This is a genomic window from Pontibacter korlensis, from assembly GCF_000973725.1.
GTDB lineage: Bacteria > Bacteroidota > Bacteroidia > Cytophagales > Hymenobacteraceae > Pontibacter > Pontibacter korlensis.
Window position 1 is genome coordinate 405,188 of the sequence record NZ_CP009621.1, and the last position, 15,895, is coordinate 421,082.

The 15,895-nt window shown below is 48.8% G+C and carries 10 protein-coding genes; 6 read left to right on the forward strand and 4 right to left on the reverse strand.

Annotation, left to right across the window (positions count from 1 at the left end):
- Positions 1–193 precede the first annotated feature (193 nt).
- From thrA to PKOR_RS01725, 6 genes are all read left to right on the forward strand, one after another.
- Complete coding sequence (gene thrA, locus PKOR_RS01695) at positions 194–2,644, forward strand: bifunctional aspartate kinase/homoserine dehydrogenase I (RefSeq protein WP_046308796.1); 2,451 nt, start codon at positions 194–196, stop codon at positions 2,642–2,644.
- 23 nt (positions 2,645–2,667) lie between these two features.
- A complete protein-coding gene (locus tag PKOR_RS01700) occupies positions 2,668–3,627 on the forward strand; it encodes a homoserine kinase (protein WP_046308797.1) in 960 nt (319 codons plus the stop codon).
- 1 nt (position 3,628) lies between these two features.
- Positions 3,629–4,924: a threonine synthase gene (thrC, locus tag PKOR_RS01705; RefSeq protein ID WP_046308798.1), complete on the forward strand. Its 1,296-nt coding sequence runs from the start codon at positions 3,629–3,631 to the stop codon at positions 4,922–4,924.
- A gap of 156 nt (positions 4,925–5,080) precedes the next feature.
- On the forward strand, positions 5,081–6,148 hold the full coding sequence (locus PKOR_RS01710) for a phosphatase PAP2 family protein (RefSeq protein ID WP_046308799.1): 1,068 nt from the start codon (positions 5,081–5,083) through the stop codon (positions 6,146–6,148).
- A 33-nt stretch (positions 6,149–6,181) separates the two neighbouring features.
- Positions 6,182–6,676: a GNAT family N-acetyltransferase gene (locus PKOR_RS01715; RefSeq protein ID WP_046308800.1), complete on the forward strand. Its 495-nt coding sequence runs from the start codon at positions 6,182–6,184 to the stop codon at positions 6,674–6,676.
- Between the two features lie 556 nt (positions 6,677–7,232).
- A complete protein-coding gene (locus PKOR_RS01725; RefSeq protein WP_071843101.1) occupies positions 7,233–9,782 on the forward strand; it encodes a PAS domain-containing sensor histidine kinase in 2,550 nt (849 codons plus the stop codon).
- 67 nt (positions 9,783–9,849) lie between these two features.
- Here the strand turns inward: PKOR_RS01725 and PKOR_RS01730 are convergent, their stop codons facing one another.
- From PKOR_RS01730 to PKOR_RS01745, 4 genes are all read right to left on the reverse strand, one after another.
- A complete protein-coding gene (locus PKOR_RS01730) occupies positions 9,850–12,282 on the reverse strand; it encodes a glycosyl hydrolase family 95 catalytic domain-containing protein (protein WP_052738667.1) in 2,433 nt (810 codons plus the stop codon).
- Positions 12,283–12,349: 67 nt separating this feature from the next.
- Entirely contained in the window at positions 12,350–13,036 is a 687-nt protein-coding gene (locus PKOR_RS01735) for a GDSL-type esterase/lipase family protein (RefSeq protein WP_046308803.1), read from the reverse strand.
- A gap of 42 nt (positions 13,037–13,078) precedes the next feature.
- Positions 13,079–13,795 carry a 3-keto-disaccharide hydrolase gene (locus tag PKOR_RS01740; protein WP_046313928.1) on the reverse strand — a complete coding sequence of 239 codons (717 nt, stop codon included), beginning with the start codon at positions 13,793–13,795 and terminating at the stop codon, positions 13,079–13,081.
- A gap of 121 nt (positions 13,796–13,916) precedes the next feature.
- Positions 13,917–15,890, reverse strand: a complete 1,974-nt coding sequence (locus PKOR_RS01745) for a c-type cytochrome (protein ID WP_046308804.1) — start codon at positions 15,888–15,890, stop codon at positions 13,917–13,919.
- Between the last annotated feature and the right edge of the window lie 5 nt (positions 15,891–15,895).

The following is a 15,895-nucleotide window of genomic DNA, read 5'->3' on the forward strand; positions in this document are numbered from 1 at the left end:
ACCTATGAGCAGCAACCTGTTTACAACAATTACAATTATGACGACCGGGATCATTACGATTACCGGAACGACAGGCCATTGCCCATGGGGAACGGAAATTTTTAGTAGAATGAGTTAGAAAAATACTTCATAAACTACAAAAAGGCCTTCCTCAGAACAGAGGAAGGCCTTTTTGTTTTAACCCCTTTACAACATGAAAGTCCTGAAATTCGGAGGTACCTCAGTAGGATCAGCAGAGTCTATAAACTCGTTGGTTAAAATCGTAAAAGAACAGCAGCAAACAAATCAGGCTGTTGCTTTAGTGTGTTCGGCTCTGAGCGGGGTTACAAACACACTGCTACAGCTTGTAACAGAAGCTGCGGAAGGAAAAGAGTTCAGCATTGGACTCAAAACGATTGAGGACCGCCATTTTGAGATTGTGAAGGCATTGCTGGAGGTAAAGTATCAAAATCAGGCTTTACTCGGCCTTAAGCTATACTTTAATGAACTAGAAGAACTGTTAACAGGCGTAAAAGCTCTAGGAGAGGCATCGGCAAGAATACGCGACAGAGTCGTTGCCTATGGCGAGCTATGCTCTAACTATACGTTAACGCATGTACTCAAGCAACATGGGGTAAATGCTGTTTTTGCCGATGCGCGCCAGTTCATCAAGACCGACAGCAACTATGGCAAAGCTGCCGTAAACGAAGCGCTTACCAACCAACTGCTCAGCACGTTTTTTGAGCAGCACCAAGGAGCTACCCCTGTCATTACAGGCTTTATTGCCTCTGACCAGTGCGGCAACACCACTACGCTAGGCCGTGGAGGCTCTGATTATACAGCTGCCCTGGTGGGAGCAGCCATGAGTGCAGCAGAAGTGCAGATATGGACCGATGTGGATGGTTTCATGACAGCCGATCCACGTTTGGTGAAAAAAGCATTCCCGCTCAAGCACTTGTCTTACAATGAGGCTATCGAGCTTTCCTTCTTCGGAGCTAAGGTCGTTCACCCGCCTACCATGCTGCCGGCTATTGCCAAAAATATCCCCCTTGTTGTAAGAAATACCTTTAACCCTACTTTCCCGGGCACAGCCATAGGTGCTCAGCCATCTGTAAACGGATCGCTGGTAAAGGGAATAAGCTCAATACCGGCAGTTAGCATGCTCAGCATACAAGGTGGCGGCATGGTAGGGCACAAAGGCTTTAGTGGCCGCCTGTTCAGTGCATTGGCCCATGCCAGTGTAAATGTGATACTGATCACACAGGCCAGTTCCGAGTATAGCATCACTTTAGCTGTTTCACCAGAGGATGTACCTGCCGCTGTTAAGGCTATAGAAGCTGAGTTTGAGTATGAGCTGCTGACCCAGAAACTGTCCAAGCCTCTAGTAGAGGAAGGCTTTAGTGTAATGGCCGTAGTTGGGGAGAACATGAAGCAGGCCATTGGCCTGTCTGGCAAGTTGTTTAGCGCGCTTGGCCGTAGCGGCGTAAACGTCAGCGCCATTGCGCAGGGCTCTTCTGAGCTTAACATATCTGTTGTGGTAGACAGCGAAGATTTATCCAAGGCTCTGAACTCTGTACACGATGCACTGTTCCTCTCGCCAGTAAGAACACTGAATGTGTTTTGCTGTGGCACCGGCAACATAGGTGCTACCCTGCTGAAACAGCTGGAGCAGCACCAGGAACACCTGCAGTCTAGCCGCCACCTGAAGGTTAATTTAGTGGGAGTAAGCAACAGCAGAAAAATGGTCTGGAACCGGGAAGGCATCAGCCTGACTAGCTGGCAGGAAGAGCTGCTGGAGCAAGGCGAGCAGAGTGAGCTTAGCCGCTTTATCGAGCAGGCTGTAGCGCTCAATTTGCCGAATTCTGTTTTTATAGATAACACTGGCAGCGCAGACGTAGCCAAAACTTACAGGCACCTGTTTGAACAGAGCTTTTCAGTTGTTACCTGCAACAAGATACGTAACTGCGGCTCTTTCTCAGACTATTACAAGGACAAGCAGGTAGTACGAAAGTATGGCGTGGACTACTTCTTTGAGACAAATGTGGGGGCAGGTTTACCCATCATCAACACCCTGCACGACCTGCTCATTAGCGGAGACCGGGTACTGAAGATAGAGGCTATACTTTCCGGCACTATCTCCTTCATATTTAACGAGTATAAGGGTGCCCGAACATTTGCTGAGGTAGTGCGTGAGGCGCAGCAAAAAGGCTTTACCGAACCTGACCCACGCGACGACCTGAGTGGGCTTGACTTTGCCAGAAAGATGCTCATACTTGCCCGCGAAACAGGGTTGCCGGTAGAACTTCAAGACGTACAGATTCATCCTATACTTCCTGAAAACTGCGTTTCTGCCCCTACCGTGGAGGCATTTTACCAGGAGCTTGAAAAGTCTGAGCCGTACTTTGCCAAACTCAAAGACCAGGCCGCTGCAGCTAACAAAGTGCTTCGCTACATAGGCACCCTGGAAGCAGGAAGGGTTAAGGTAGAGCTGCTGAATGCAGGTCCAGAGCACCCGTTCTACAACCTCTCTGGCAGCGATAACATTATCTCCTTCACTACCGACAGGTACCGCCTCAACCCAATGGTAATTAAGGGACCGGGCGCCGGAGCAGAAGTAACCGCCGCAGGTGTTCTCGCTGATCTTGTAAGGGTTGCAGCCCAGTAAAACCACACTAGAAAGTATACTTTATGAAAGGAATAAAAGTATTTGCCCCGGCCACTGTAGCAAATGTTAGCTGCGGATACGATGTGCTAGGCTTTGCCGTAAACACACCCGGAGACGAGGTGGTAATGCACCTGAATGACAGTGGGGAAGTAAGCTTGGACGTTATTGAGGGAGATGAGGGACGTTTGCCTCGTGATCCTGCCAAGAACACCGTTAGTGCTGTAGTTATCAATTACCTAAATCACTTAGGCATAAAACAAGGTGTAAGTATAGCGCTTTACAAAAAGATGCCTTTCGGAAGCGGGCTTGGCTCCAGCTCTGCCAGTGCCGTGGCAGGCTTGGTTGGCATTAATGAACTGATGGGGAAGCCGCTAACGCAAGAGCAGTTATTACCTTTTGCCATGGAGGGCGAACGGTTAGCCTGTGGCAATGCCCATGCGGACAACGTTGCCCCTGCCCTTTTGGGTGGTTTGGTATTGATCAGGAGCTATAACCCGCTGGACGTGGTAAAATTGCCGGTACCTGCAGGCCTGGCCTGCGCATTGGTGTACCCGCATGTGGAGATACCTACCAAAGAGGCAAGGCAGATTTTGAGAACGCATGTTCCGCTACAAGATGCGGTAACCCAATGGGGCAATGTGGCGGGGCTGGTAGCCGGTTTCTGCACAAACAACCTGGACCTAATCAGCCGAAGCATGCAGGATGTTATCATCGAGCCTGTGCGTGCCATGCTTATTCCCTGCTTCAGCGAAATGCGCCAGCTAGCCATGGAACAAAAGGCACTTGGTTTCGGCATATCAGGCTCAGGCCCTTCTGTTTTTTCGCTTTGCAGTAACTTAGATGTAGCCCGCAATGTAACGGCGGCTCTAACCGCTAAACTTTCCGAGGCTGGCATCGACAGCACCGCCTATGTATCTGAAATAAACCTTCAGGGGCCGCAAGTAAAGCATTTACAACCTGCCCTTAGCAAACAGCACCCATAACATGCATTATACCAGCACAAATAAACAGGCTGCGCACGCGCCTCTGCAACAGGCCGTATTAAAGGGCTTGGCCGATGATGGAGGCTTATACATGCCAGCACACATACCTACGCTGCCTGCTTCCTTTTTTGAGCAGCTTCCAAACCTGTCTTTGCAGGAGATTTCTTATACAGTAGCCTCTGCTTTTCTAAATGGTGATGTGCCTGCGGGGGCATTGAAACCCCTGGTCGAGGAGGTTATGAGCTTTGACACACCTCTTGTGGAAGTAGAGCCGGATATCTACAGTTTGGAGCTGTTTCACGGGCCTACAATGGCCTTTAAGGATGTGGGAGCGCGTTTTATGTCGCGCCTGATGGCCTACTTTACAAAAGATAAGCAGGACAAGCTGAAGGTGATTGTAGCTACCTCCGGCGATACGGGTAGTGCAGTGGCAGCAGGCTTCTTCAATGTAGCGGGCATAGAAGTATACATTCTTTTTCCAAAAGGAAAAGTGAGTCCCTTGCAACAAAAGCAGCTTACCACTTGGGGGGGCAATATCACAGCCATAGAAGTAGAAGGCACTTTCGACGACTGTCAGCGATTAGCGAAGCAAGCTCTGGCCGACAAAGCGTTAAACAAGCAGCATGTGCTTACTTCAGCCAACAGCATCAACATTGCGCGGCTTATCCCGCAGTCTTTCTACTATTTCTATGCGTTTGGCCAGGTGCAGCAGCGGGATAAACCTGTAGTTTTCAGCGTACCAAGCGGGAACTTCGGCAACCTTACTGGTGGCCTGCTGGCTGCAGCCATGGGCCTGCCTGTGCATCGTTTTGTTGCCGCCACGAACCAAAACAAGGTCGTGCCCGATTACCTCATGTCAGGAGTCTATGAACCTAAACCGTCGGTGCAGACCATCAGCAACGCAATGGATGTAGGCAATCCAAGCAATTATGCTAGAATGAGTGCTTTATTTGGCGGTGAGCTGGAGCAGTTTCAGCAGCAGATAACAGGCTGTACTTTCACAGATGAGCAAACCAGAAAAGCCATCGGCGATGTGTATCAGCAGCACGGGTATCTGTTAGACCCCCACGGAGCCGTTGCCTACAGTGGCGCCAAGCAGTTCTTGGCTGATAGTGGCGTTCCCGCTACGGCTATATTTTTGGAAACAGCACACCCTGCCAAGTTCAGGGAGGTTATGAACGACACACTGGGAGAAACCATTGCTGTACCAACCAGGCTACAGGAGTTTGCGGAAAAAGAAGAGTACATCGTGCCAATGCCGAACAGTTATGAGGCACTGAAAGAAGTTTTGGTGTAACCAAAGCCTCTAGCATACTAGTCGAAAGGCAGGGGAACCATGCATCAGCAAAAGGTTCTTCTGCCTTTTCTTTTGCTTAAAATTCTGTAGTGCCTTGCGTCTTTTGGAAAAGTGGCCCGTCATCAGGGTGTAAAACAAATAAACACACAAAAGACAATGGAACCTTTAGACATTTTCGCATCTCCACGCCAGGTAAGACAATGGAGACAAGACCGAGAGAAAAGATTAACCACCGAAAGATCAGCCGGCGCTGCGTATTCCAGCCACTGCTGCAATAGGAAAGAAAGACAAGCGGGCAGCAGTTTAGGCAAGCTTTACGCTTTACTACTGCTTCTAACACTGCTCCTGCACCTTCCTGGTGTTGCCCAGACAAGCCAGCAGAAAAGTAGTGTCTACAAATCACTTTCCCCTGCCACAGATCATTACAAATACATTGGTGCAACTGATGCCACGCCCACAGGTGAGCACCTGGACAGCATAAGCTTTCCAGCTAAAGACTTCCGCAGAGGTGCTTATCTAAAACTACGCACGGTGTACCTGGACGTCCCGGTGAAGACTTTCAAGATTAAGCCATACCCGGCAAACAGCTCCGCACAAACCAGAGCAGAATTAGATTTTTTACTAGATCTGCAGCAAAAACGTACCGCTACCGACATAGCCAGAACTGACACCATGGCTGTTGTATACTATGATCCTTTTACTGTGAACCTGCTCGACCCTGACTACAGCCGCAACGTGAATAGCTTGTTCTACATAGGGCGTCCTCTTGGGCCGTGGTTTAATCCTGAGCAGCTACCGGTTACAAAGCAAGTGTTACAGAATGTGATGCAAGATGCGACCTTCTACTTTTTTAGCTTAAAGGCACAGTTTAACAGGCCAAGGCCTTACCATATAGAGCCCCACTTACACAACTTAGAGGCTCCTGGACATGCATCTTATCCGAGTGGTCATTCCTCAGCTTCTTATGTGCATGCCTACCTGCTCAGCCATGTTTTGCCAGCGTATAAGGAGCAGTTTCTGAGCAATGCCTACGACATGGCCTTTTCCCGCGAAATTAGGGGCGTGCACTATCCAAGCGATTCAGAGGCAGGAAAAGAATTTGCTGCGCAATTTGTAGCACAGCTGATGAAGCGTAAAAAGTTTAAAGCTGATTACCTCGCTATGGAAGCAGAAATCAACAAGGCCATGAACGAGTATAAAATTACCTCAACAAAAACTTTTTAAGATCTGTAAACATCACATACTCTATAAAAAGGTATGATACAGATAACATCAATGCTAGCAGAGCATGCAGAGGCTGTTTTAGATATTTATGGAGAGGGTTTACTAACAAGACAAGCCACCTTCAACACCCAGGTGCCATCCTGGGACGAATGGAACAAAGGGCATCATACGTTCAGCAGACTTGTAGCGCTGGAGGCTGGTAAAGTAGTTGGCTGGGCGGCCCTCTCCCCTGTATCAAGCCGGCACTGCTACCGCGGGGTAGCAGAACTTAGTATATACATACGTGCAGCCAGCCGAGGCAAAGGAGTAGGGAACAAGCTTTTGCAGCACCTGATCAGCGATAGCGAAGCTAATGGTATCTGGACTCTCTACTCCGCTACTTTTCCTGAAAATAAAGCCAGCATGAACCTGCAGAAAAAGCATGGGTTCAGGGAAATTGGGTACCGCGAGAAAATTGCTATGCTACATGGGCTGTGGCGCGATACAGTGCTGCTGGAGCGCAGAAGCTGTGCGGTTGGGGTGTCGTGATTTACCTTTTTAAAATCAACTAGAGCTACATACCAAAGCAACTCAAAAGAACACAGCCACTAGTTTGCTCAAGCAACAAAGCATTACCCTATATCACAAAAGATACGCAAGAGCTTTGTCTCCTTCTTACCATATATAAAAAATCAAGAGCCACCCTTAAAAAGTCTTGCCAAGAAACACAGCATTAAAATGAAGTAGTAACACAGGCTAGCCAAACTTGTTAAGTATTAATAACATAGGAAATCAAACCTTAATCTGTTTTAAAACGTTATGCTTAGGTTGCAATAAAAAACACCTAAACCTTATGCGTATTCCCTGTTACAGTAACAGCTGTCTATACTAAGACCTTTGTTCCCACATTGTTTTGCTAGGCAGACAAAATGATCGGCTGAGCACAAAGCACCACATTCTCAACGGAAAATAAATTTTTGTTTACAGAAAATATCGTTCATTTTTGTAGCTGACCCACCACATAACTGCGGTATATTTTAGTTACACATACACGTTCAAGGCCCAATGATTAATTGAGCTAGCGCAAACTTAATTTTACCTTTACATGACTCCTGAGCAGCAACTCAGACTACTAGATAAAATAACAAAGCATTCGCTCGATATTATCTGTTCTATCGATCGGGATTTGTGTTTTACGTATGTGAGCGATGCTTGTCGCGACATACTGGGCTATGAGAGCAAAGAACTTATTGGTCGAAAGATCACAGACATTCTTCTCCCCCAGGATTTCCTCTCCGTAGAGCAAATCGCTCGTGAGTTGATTGGGAGCGGGAAGAAGAATAACATTCCCAAGGTTAATATCCATAAGGAAGGGCATCATGTACACATGCTGTGGTCCGGCGTGTGGTCTGACGAAGACCAGATGTACGTATGCGTTGGCCGCGATATAACAGAGGAAGTACTTACACGGCAGAAACTACAACAGAAGGAAGAGCTGCACCAGGCGTTAATGGAGCACGGGGCCAATGTGACCAAGATGGTTGATGAAGAAGGAAAATTTCTTTACACCAGCGGCTCTGCTCTGTATGAGTTCGGTTATTCTCCTGAACAGTTGGTCGGTAAGAGTGCGTTCTCGCTCATCCACCCAAACGATGTAAGCAAAGTACAGACTTCTCTTTCAGAGCTTCTAACAGGTAAGGACCATGTTACTATCTCTGAGTTTCAATTTAAAGCGGCGGATGGTAGCTATAGATGGCTTGAGGGAGTCTTGAGTAATCAGTTGCATAACCCTAGTGTGAAGGCAATCATCACCACTACAAGGGATATAACAGAGCGTATCGAGACAAGGCAGCGGCTGCAGGAAAGTGAGCAGCGCTACAAATCCCTTTTCGAGAATCACGCTGATGCAATCCTTTTCCAGAACAGAGAGGGACTCATTATTGATGCCAATCCTATAACCCTGACCTTACTAAAGCTGACGGAGCAGGAAATCCTCGGCCGTCCACTTTCAGATTTTCTTCCCGATGAAACCATTCCTATCTGTAACCTGACACTTCAGCAGGCACTGCGCGGTAAGGCTGTAAGGTATGAGTTACCTATACCCTTCGGAGGAAAGGATGTGCCATACTTCGACGTCATTAAGATACCGGTAAATGTTGATGGTGAAATTATAGGAGTATATAGCATACTTCGGGACGTAACCAAAACATACAACTCTAACAGAATAATTGAGCAGCAAGCCTATAAGCTGGATAATATTCTGGAGAGCATTACAGACGCTTTTATTACACTAGACAAAGACTGGCGCTTTAGCTATGTGAATACTGTTTTTGCAAACCAGGAGGGTTATACTCAGGATGAGTTAATGGGCAAAAACATTTGGGAAACCTTCCCGAGTATGATTTCTACTGATTTTCAGAGAAACTGTAAAGAAGCCTTGGAGAGTGGGCAAGCCCGGCATTTTGAGGAAAGCTATCACCATACTGGCAAAGCCTTCAGGTACAGTGTATATCCTTCTGGTGAAGGTCTTTCCATTTACTTTACAGATATAACTGAAGCGCTGCAGACAAAAGAAGAGCTTGAGAAGCTGTCGCTAGTGGCTAGCAGAACAACCAACAGCGTCATAATTACCGACAGGGAGCGCAAGGTTGAGTGGGTGAATGATGGCTTCACCAGGCTGACTGGTTATACTTTAGACGAAGCACTTGGTCATACTCCCAATGAGTTGCTTCAGTATACAGATGGCCTGGATGAGGAAGCCAATAAGGTGATAAACGCAAAACTACTGAAAGGCACTCCTGCTTCGTTTGAGGTCCTGAGTCACAAGAAAAATGGAGAGAAGGTATGGGTATCTGTTGAGGCAACTCCAATACATGATGAGAGCGGAAATCTTGTGCGTATTATCAGTATCCAAACCGATATTACAGCGCTTAAAAAGTCGGAGCTATCGCTGGCACGGTTAACAGAAGACCTGTACCGCCAGAACAGCGATTTACAGCAGTTCACTTACATTGTTTCCCACAACCTCCGCTCGCCCATTGCCAATGCTTTAGGATTATCCACCATCCTGCAGAAAGCTGACAGAAGCTCTGCTACCTATGATACAGCGCTGAAGAACCTGCAGGAAAGTGCCTTGAAGCTAGATACGGTGGTGCGCGACGTAAACACCATTTTATCTATAAGGGATAACAAGCACACGCAGCCCAAGGAACTGGTAGAAATTACAGAGGTATGCCAGCAGGCCTTTTTAAACCTGCAGGAGTCGCTAGAACATTGCGATGGTAAAGTGACTTTTGATATACAGGAAGGATTGAGCGTGAAAGCCAATAAAGCTTACCTGCACAGTATCTTCTACAACCTGATGTCTAATGCCATCAAGTATCGCTCAAGCGAGCGCGCCCTGAACCTACAAGTGAAGTGCTACACATGTCCGGAGAAAGGCGCAGTTATCACTATTTCGGATAATGGCCTTGGATTTGATATGGAGAAGGTAGGAAATGACCTGTTCAAACTTTATAAGCGCTTCCACCCGGATAAGAAAGGCAGAGGCATTGGGTTATACCTGGTAAAAACCCATGTGGAAGCCATGGAGGGACGCATTGAGGTAAGCAGCCAGGTAGATGTTGGCACCAGCTTCTCTATCTACCTGAGCTAACCAACCTATTTTAAAAAGCCGTACTTGGGGCAGGAGTAACTCTGCCATAAGTACGGCTTTCACTATTCTATTTCATACTTATACTCAACTGTACTTCTCGGTTAGCAGGTAGCATTAAGGTAGCGCTTCTGCCTTTTGTTCCGACCTTTCCTGCGTTACCTGCCACTGTTTTTACACTGGCAATTTCCTTTGGCAGCATCATTTCCACCTGTTGCTTTTTACCCGATTGCAGTGTTACGTTTACCTGATTGCCATCCCAGGCCAAGCTCTTCAACTCTACCTGACCGCGCAGCAGCAGCCCCTCAATCTTGCCCTTTTTCCAATCAGGAGGCAAGGCTGGCAAAAGTTTGATAAGACCAGGCTCTGCGTAAGCCAGCGCCCGCATGATAGCCGATGGGTAGCCCCCGCTCAGGTCCATGTTAAACAAGGAGCCGGGATTGTGGTAGGTGGCCATTCCGCTGGTCCAGTAATAGCGGGCCAGCCAGTTAATGAGCTCGGCTGTGGTAGCGGCATCCTCAAGATTTGCTGTTACAAAAGCCATTTGAGCAAGGCCAAATACCATCTCGCCACCATTCTCTTCGCGCCTGAACTTCATGTGTTCCTCCACTACCATGGCTGCGGCTTTCATCAACTCCGGGTTCTGCTTAAAGTCAGGGTCCACTATGTCATAAAGGGCGTAGAGATGCGATATGTGGCGGTGCTGGTGGTTGTCTTTCAGCACCGGCGTGAGCCACTCTTTCAGGGCACCGTCTTCTGCTACCTGGTAATCCGGCATCTTAGTGAGCATAGTCTTCCACACCTTTACCTGCTCCTTGTCAATTTTCAGCTCCTGCGCGGCAGCAATGCAATTACGCAGCAGCTGCTTGGCAATCATCACATCCATGGTGGCGTTAAGAGATGCCTGTGAGCTAGAATTGGAAGGTGTGTTTTCTGGCGAGTAAGATGGATTGAAGACGTACTTTCCGTCCTGGCCTATGGTCACAAAGTCTTCATAAAAAAGAGCTGCTTCCTTCATAAAAGGATAGGCGCGCTCCTTCAAGAACTTGCGGTCTCCTGTATGAAGCCAATAGTCGTAGTAATAGCTGGCCGTCCAGCCTGCGCCACCTGTCCAGAGGCTGAGGCACCAGATAGGGTCGAAGTGATTGTCCCAGCCATGGGTACTGGTATGCGAGGGCACATGGATGCCCCTGGTTCCAAACATGCGCTTGGCGTTGTCGCGGTAGTAGTGCAAGCGTTTGTCGTGGTAATCGAAGTAAGCCAGCAGCAGCTCCGGTGTATTACTCGTCAGCAAAGAGGATATGGCCACCTCCACGTTGCCATCATGGGTAAAGTCGGAGGACCATGGCGGCGTCCAGGAGCCACCCCAGATGCCCTGCAAATTAGGCGGGTTCGTACCGGTAGCACTTATAATGTTATAGCGGGCAGCATCGAACTGCTTTTCTATAGTGGCTGCACTTGCGTTAGCCTGTGCTGTGCGTAGGTTAATGGTTTCGCTGTAAAGGCCTGATCCGGTGCTACCTCCTAAGTCTAGCCGAACGCTTCTGAACAGGTCGCCGTGTACTTTGCTGTGTTTGCTCAACAGCGTCTCGTAATTCTGCGGCATGCTTTCCAGGTACTGCTGCAGCGCCTCTACCTGCGAGTTAGCATAATTATAGTTCGGGCTTATTTTGATCAACAACAGTACCTGGTCGGCATCCTGCACCTGCACCTGGCTGCCTACGGCCTTGGCGCTTCCTCCTTTTGTTATGACACGACCAACGCCTTCGTAGCCTTGCAGACTGCCCTTCCAGCGCTTCTTGTACTCGCTCCTGTATGTAAGCCAGTTGTCTTTAGCTGCTGCTTGAGCGCTTGCAATATTGTTGTTGATGTGCTCCCACTGCGACCACTCCACCGGGCGACGGGCAAAAGACAAGCTGCCGTTGATTTTGCCTGTACCCTTGATAGAGATCACCACCACGCTGTCGGGGCGCGATACAAATACCTTTCGTACATAGGTCCCCTGTCCGTCGGTCCAGGCTACTTTTGCTTCACCAGTTTCAAAATCCACCATCCGCTTATACTTCTCCACATTGGAGGCTGCCATCTGCAGGTTTACATCAAAAGCTGGCACATAAGGGTCAGACCATAGGTGTCCACCATAGCCTTCCTTCAGGCTCTGCTCCACCGGAATCTTCGCCGCTTCCTCATATTTTCCCTCCATAATCAGCTGCCTGATTTCCGGCAGGCGGCTTGCCTGGTCTATAGGGAATTTCGGCTCAGTAGCTGGCAGGTAGAGCAGCGCGTGGTTCAGTATGACGGTCTCATCGTGTGGATGTCCCATCACCATGGCGCCCATGGTTCCGTTACCGCTCAGCAGGGCATGCTCCCAGTTGGGTGCGGGCAACCAGCTTGAGAAACCTCTTTCCGGTTGCTGAAACGGGTCTGTTTGGGCCCATACTGCCTGATGGGCCATACTGCATAAAATCAGGAAAGCAGAAAAGTACTTCTGGAATCGGGTCATCAAATAGGGTGATTATTTCCGGAAGCGGTGCTTCAGGAGTTTGGTTTGGTCTCTTGTTTCAGCTTGCTTAATGGGAGCTTTGGCTTTGATATGCCTCAGCCTTCTTCTTGTTGTTGCTTACCGGGAGCGCTTTGTATACTTCATTGGCTATGAGTGCCGCCCCCGCCTCATTCGGGTGAATGGCATCATATGTCAGGTCTGCCTTGCCCAGAAATGCAGTATACAAGTCAATGGTTTTCACCTTCGTCTTTTTGGCTACTTTTTTTACAGCCGGAAGAATCTCATTTTTCATTGTCTCCTCATTGATGCCCCACTTATCCTCAAACACAGGCAACGGGTAGCACAAGTATACTTTCGGTTTGGAAGGCAGATCCTTGAACGACGCTACCAGCTCAATGTAATTGGGAATAAACTCCTCCTTGAACTGCCAATGTTGCGGTTTTGTATCGTTAGTGCCTAATTTGATGATCACCATATCCGGGTTCCAGGACAGGGCATCCTGGTACTTATGGTCATCCCAGTAGGAGTAGCCACCCTTCTTTAGAAGCGTACGGGCACTGGCACCAAAGTTACGCACCTCATACCCATCGCCCAACAGCTCCTGTAAAGCCTCGGGATATGTTGTCTCCAGTCCGACTCCCTCTGTTATACTGTTACCAATGCAAGCTACTTTTATAGTTGACTGTGCCTGCGCTCCAACAGCTAAAAGCAGTATAAAGCCGAGGGTAAGCAGGGTCTGAATTGATCTTCTCATTTCGTGATGATTGAAGTATAGAATGTCGCCGTAAATGTATGGTTAGAGTTCCCGGATCCAGATATTGCGGAAGGCAACGGGGTTGCCGTGATCCTGTAGGGTAATAGGTGCCTTACCATGAGCCTTATACGCTGGTAAACCAATGTACTCGGTCGGTCCCTTTACCTCCACGTTATTTTGCACCAGCACACCATTATGCAGCACAGTTACACGAGCAGGAGTAAATACAGAACCGTCTTCTTTGAAACGGGGTGCTGTGTAGATAACATCGTACACATTCCACTCGGTTGGTTTGCGCATGGCATTGACCAGCGGGCGGTGCTGCTTGTAAACACTCGCCGCCTGACCGTTAGAGTACGTGCGGTTGTTGTAGGAATCCAGTACCTGCACCTCGTAGCGATCCTGCAAAAAGATACCGCTGTTGCCCCTGCCCTGCCCCTGGCCTTCTACCTTGTCTGGCGCACTCCACTCAATGTGCAGCTGAAAATCACCGAACTCACGCTTGGTAGAGATATCTCCTTTCCCTACCGTAAACTCCCCGTTTTTTACCGGCCAGGTAGCCTCGGTGCCTCCGCTCTTAGCTTTCCACTCAGAAAGGTTTTTACCATCAAAAAGCACAATGGCATCGGAAGGAGGCGCTGTAATATTGGTGCCGGGCGTCACTACGCGAGGCTCAGGCTCCCAAAACTCTGTCATTTCAGGCACCATTTTAGGTGGAGTAGGTACTTTCTGTGCATGTACATCAGAAAAAGATAACATACCTACTGTCGCAACAGCAATGGCGGCTCCTTTGAAGATCGTGTGTTTCATATGAAGGGCAGTGTGAGTACCTTATTTATACTTCCTTTGAGATTAGAATAAGTCTTATACTATACTTTGATTAATCCAGCGAATTGATCCAGGCAGCAATTTTCAGGGCTTCAGCTTCCGGCACCTGCGGCATTGGAGGCATTGGCGTGGCATAGTCTGGCCAGTTCTCAGGTTTCGGGTTATAGATCAGCTCTACAATTTGCTTATTGGTATACTTGCGTTTGGCTATCTCTTTAAATGCCGGACCAACCTGTTTCTTATCGGCATTATGGCAGGCAAGGCAAGTGTTCTTCGCTAGCAGAGGCTTCATGTCATTAAACGTAAGCGCCTCCTTAGCCGCAGCTTCCTTAGGTTTGGCAGGTGTTTTTTTTGCCGCTGTACTTGCCTTTGTATTTGAGGTTGTGGTTTTAGAGGCCACAGCGCTCTGCGACGCAGTGGCGGCTGAACTACGCGTACTTACTTCCTTCAATGCCAGCTTCTCCCCTGCCGGTATGCTGTTAAGGGTATAGTAACCGAATGGATGCACCAAAGTATAGTAATTATTTCTAGCACGTACGCCATCCAGCCTTAGCATGTGAATATAGCCTTCTCGCAAGCCATCTACTACCAGGCGGGCTCTCATGCCATCATCTGACACCTTTACGCCTCTCACGGCTAACTTTTTCTGGTTAACCGGTGGGCTGCCGTATACCGCATGATACTTATAGGTAAAGCTCTCGACAGCATAAGAAGCCAAATCCTCTGCCGACTTTTTGTCTACCGGCGTCGTGAATTCTATCTCAAAACCATCAGGCATGGCCCGTACCATTCTCATCTCGAAAGGCACTTTGCTGTTCCACACCAGGCGCTGCAGCCCCTGATTGGCATCACCCGCCGAACCCCAGCCACGGTTTGTCTCCCCTACAAACAAGGACCCATCGTTAGCCCAGGCCATACGCAGTACACCAGACTGGAAGCTACTGCGAAAATCGAAAGCCATCCCCTGGTACTCCCCGTTCACTTTCTCCAGCACCACCCGCATGATTTTACTTTGCCCCTGGTCGCCGACCAGTAGCTGTCCCTCAAAAGGGCCGAAGTGCCCTTCAGGTATTTTTACAATCTCCGAGTTAGAGATACCATAGATACCATGCGGTAGCCACACGGCAGGCAGCTGCAACTCGGGGAACTGCTTTTTCATGTCGGCCATGGTCACAAACTCTTCGTTTTGCCTGTTCTCCGGCTTCACCGGTTCCCCTCTTTCATTAACCTCGTTGCGAGGGTCCAGTAGTGAAAAGAAGGGCTCCTGCTTGAGCTTTACAGGCGACTGTGGCTGGTCCGTCCAGCGAAGGCCGGCCGGGTGAACAGTAAAGGCACCTTTCTTCACATGCCAGATACCGCCTGAACCTACCCAGTCACCCTGGTTTTCGGCATAGAACAGCTCCCCGTCGATCATACCCAAACCCGCTGGTGAGCGCAATCCTGTAGCCCATGGCTCCATTTTACCGTCTGGTGTAATGCGCAGCATCCAGCCACGCCAAGGCACTAGGCTTTTGGCATGCCACCACGGGTCCGGGAAGCCCAGATTGGTCGACACAAAAAATGAACCGTCGGGAGCTATTTTAGGGCCAAAGCTATACTCGTGGTAGTTGCCTGACAGCGGCCAGGCATATACTGTTTCGAACAGATCGGCTTTTCCATCATTATCGGTGTCGGTAAGTTTAGTCAACTCGCCACGCTGAGCACAGTACAAGGCCCCGTCTTTGAACGCCAGCCCCAACACCTCATGCAAGCCAAAAGCAAACTTGCGGAAGAAAGGCCTTGCGCTGGTCGGGTTTTCTATAATATAAATGTCTCCCCTGCGGGTGGATACTCCCAGGTCACCATTAGGCAAAACAGTTAAACCGCCAACTTCCAGGAGCACACCCTCAGGTGTACTCACACGCATCATCCTAAAGAAATCCTCCTCCATCGGAGACTCCTGCGCCTTTGCTCCTGTGCCCAAGCCTGCTAGCAAGGCGCCAGTCAGCAGCACGTTTCTCAGAAATTTTCTACCTAGATTTTTCATGTGCG

Coding starts and splice junctions, on each gene's coding strand:
- thrA (WP_046308796.1), top strand. CDS start 194: ATGAAAGTCCTGAAATTCGGAGGTACCTCAGTAGGATCAGCAGAGTCT.
- PKOR_RS01745 (WP_046308804.1), bottom strand. CDS start 15,890: ATGAAAAATCTAGGTAGAAAATTTCTGAGAAACGTGCTGCTGACTGGC.
- thrC (WP_046308798.1), top strand. CDS start 3,629: ATGCATTATACCAGCACAAATAAACAGGCTGCGCACGCGCCTCTGCAA.
- PKOR_RS01725 (WP_071843101.1), top strand. CDS start 7,233: ATGACTCCTGAGCAGCAACTCAGACTACTAGATAAAATAACAAAGCAT.
- PKOR_RS01730 (WP_052738667.1), bottom strand. CDS start 12,282: ATGACCCGATTCCAGAAGTACTTTTCTGCTTTCCTGATTTTATGCAGT.
- PKOR_RS01700 (WP_046308797.1), top strand. CDS start 2,668: ATGAAAGGAATAAAAGTATTTGCCCCGGCCACTGTAGCAAATGTTAGC.
- PKOR_RS01735 (WP_046308803.1), bottom strand. CDS start 13,036: ATGAGAAGATCAATTCAGACCCTGCTTACCCTCGGCTTTATACTGCTT.
- PKOR_RS01715 (WP_046308800.1), top strand. CDS start 6,182: ATGATACAGATAACATCAATGCTAGCAGAGCATGCAGAGGCTGTTTTA.
- PKOR_RS01740 (WP_046313928.1), bottom strand. CDS start 13,795: ATGTTATCTTTTTCTGATGTACATGCACAGAAAGTACCTACTCCACCT.
- PKOR_RS01710 (WP_046308799.1), top strand. CDS start 5,081: ATGGAACCTTTAGACATTTTCGCATCTCCACGCCAGGTAAGACAATGG.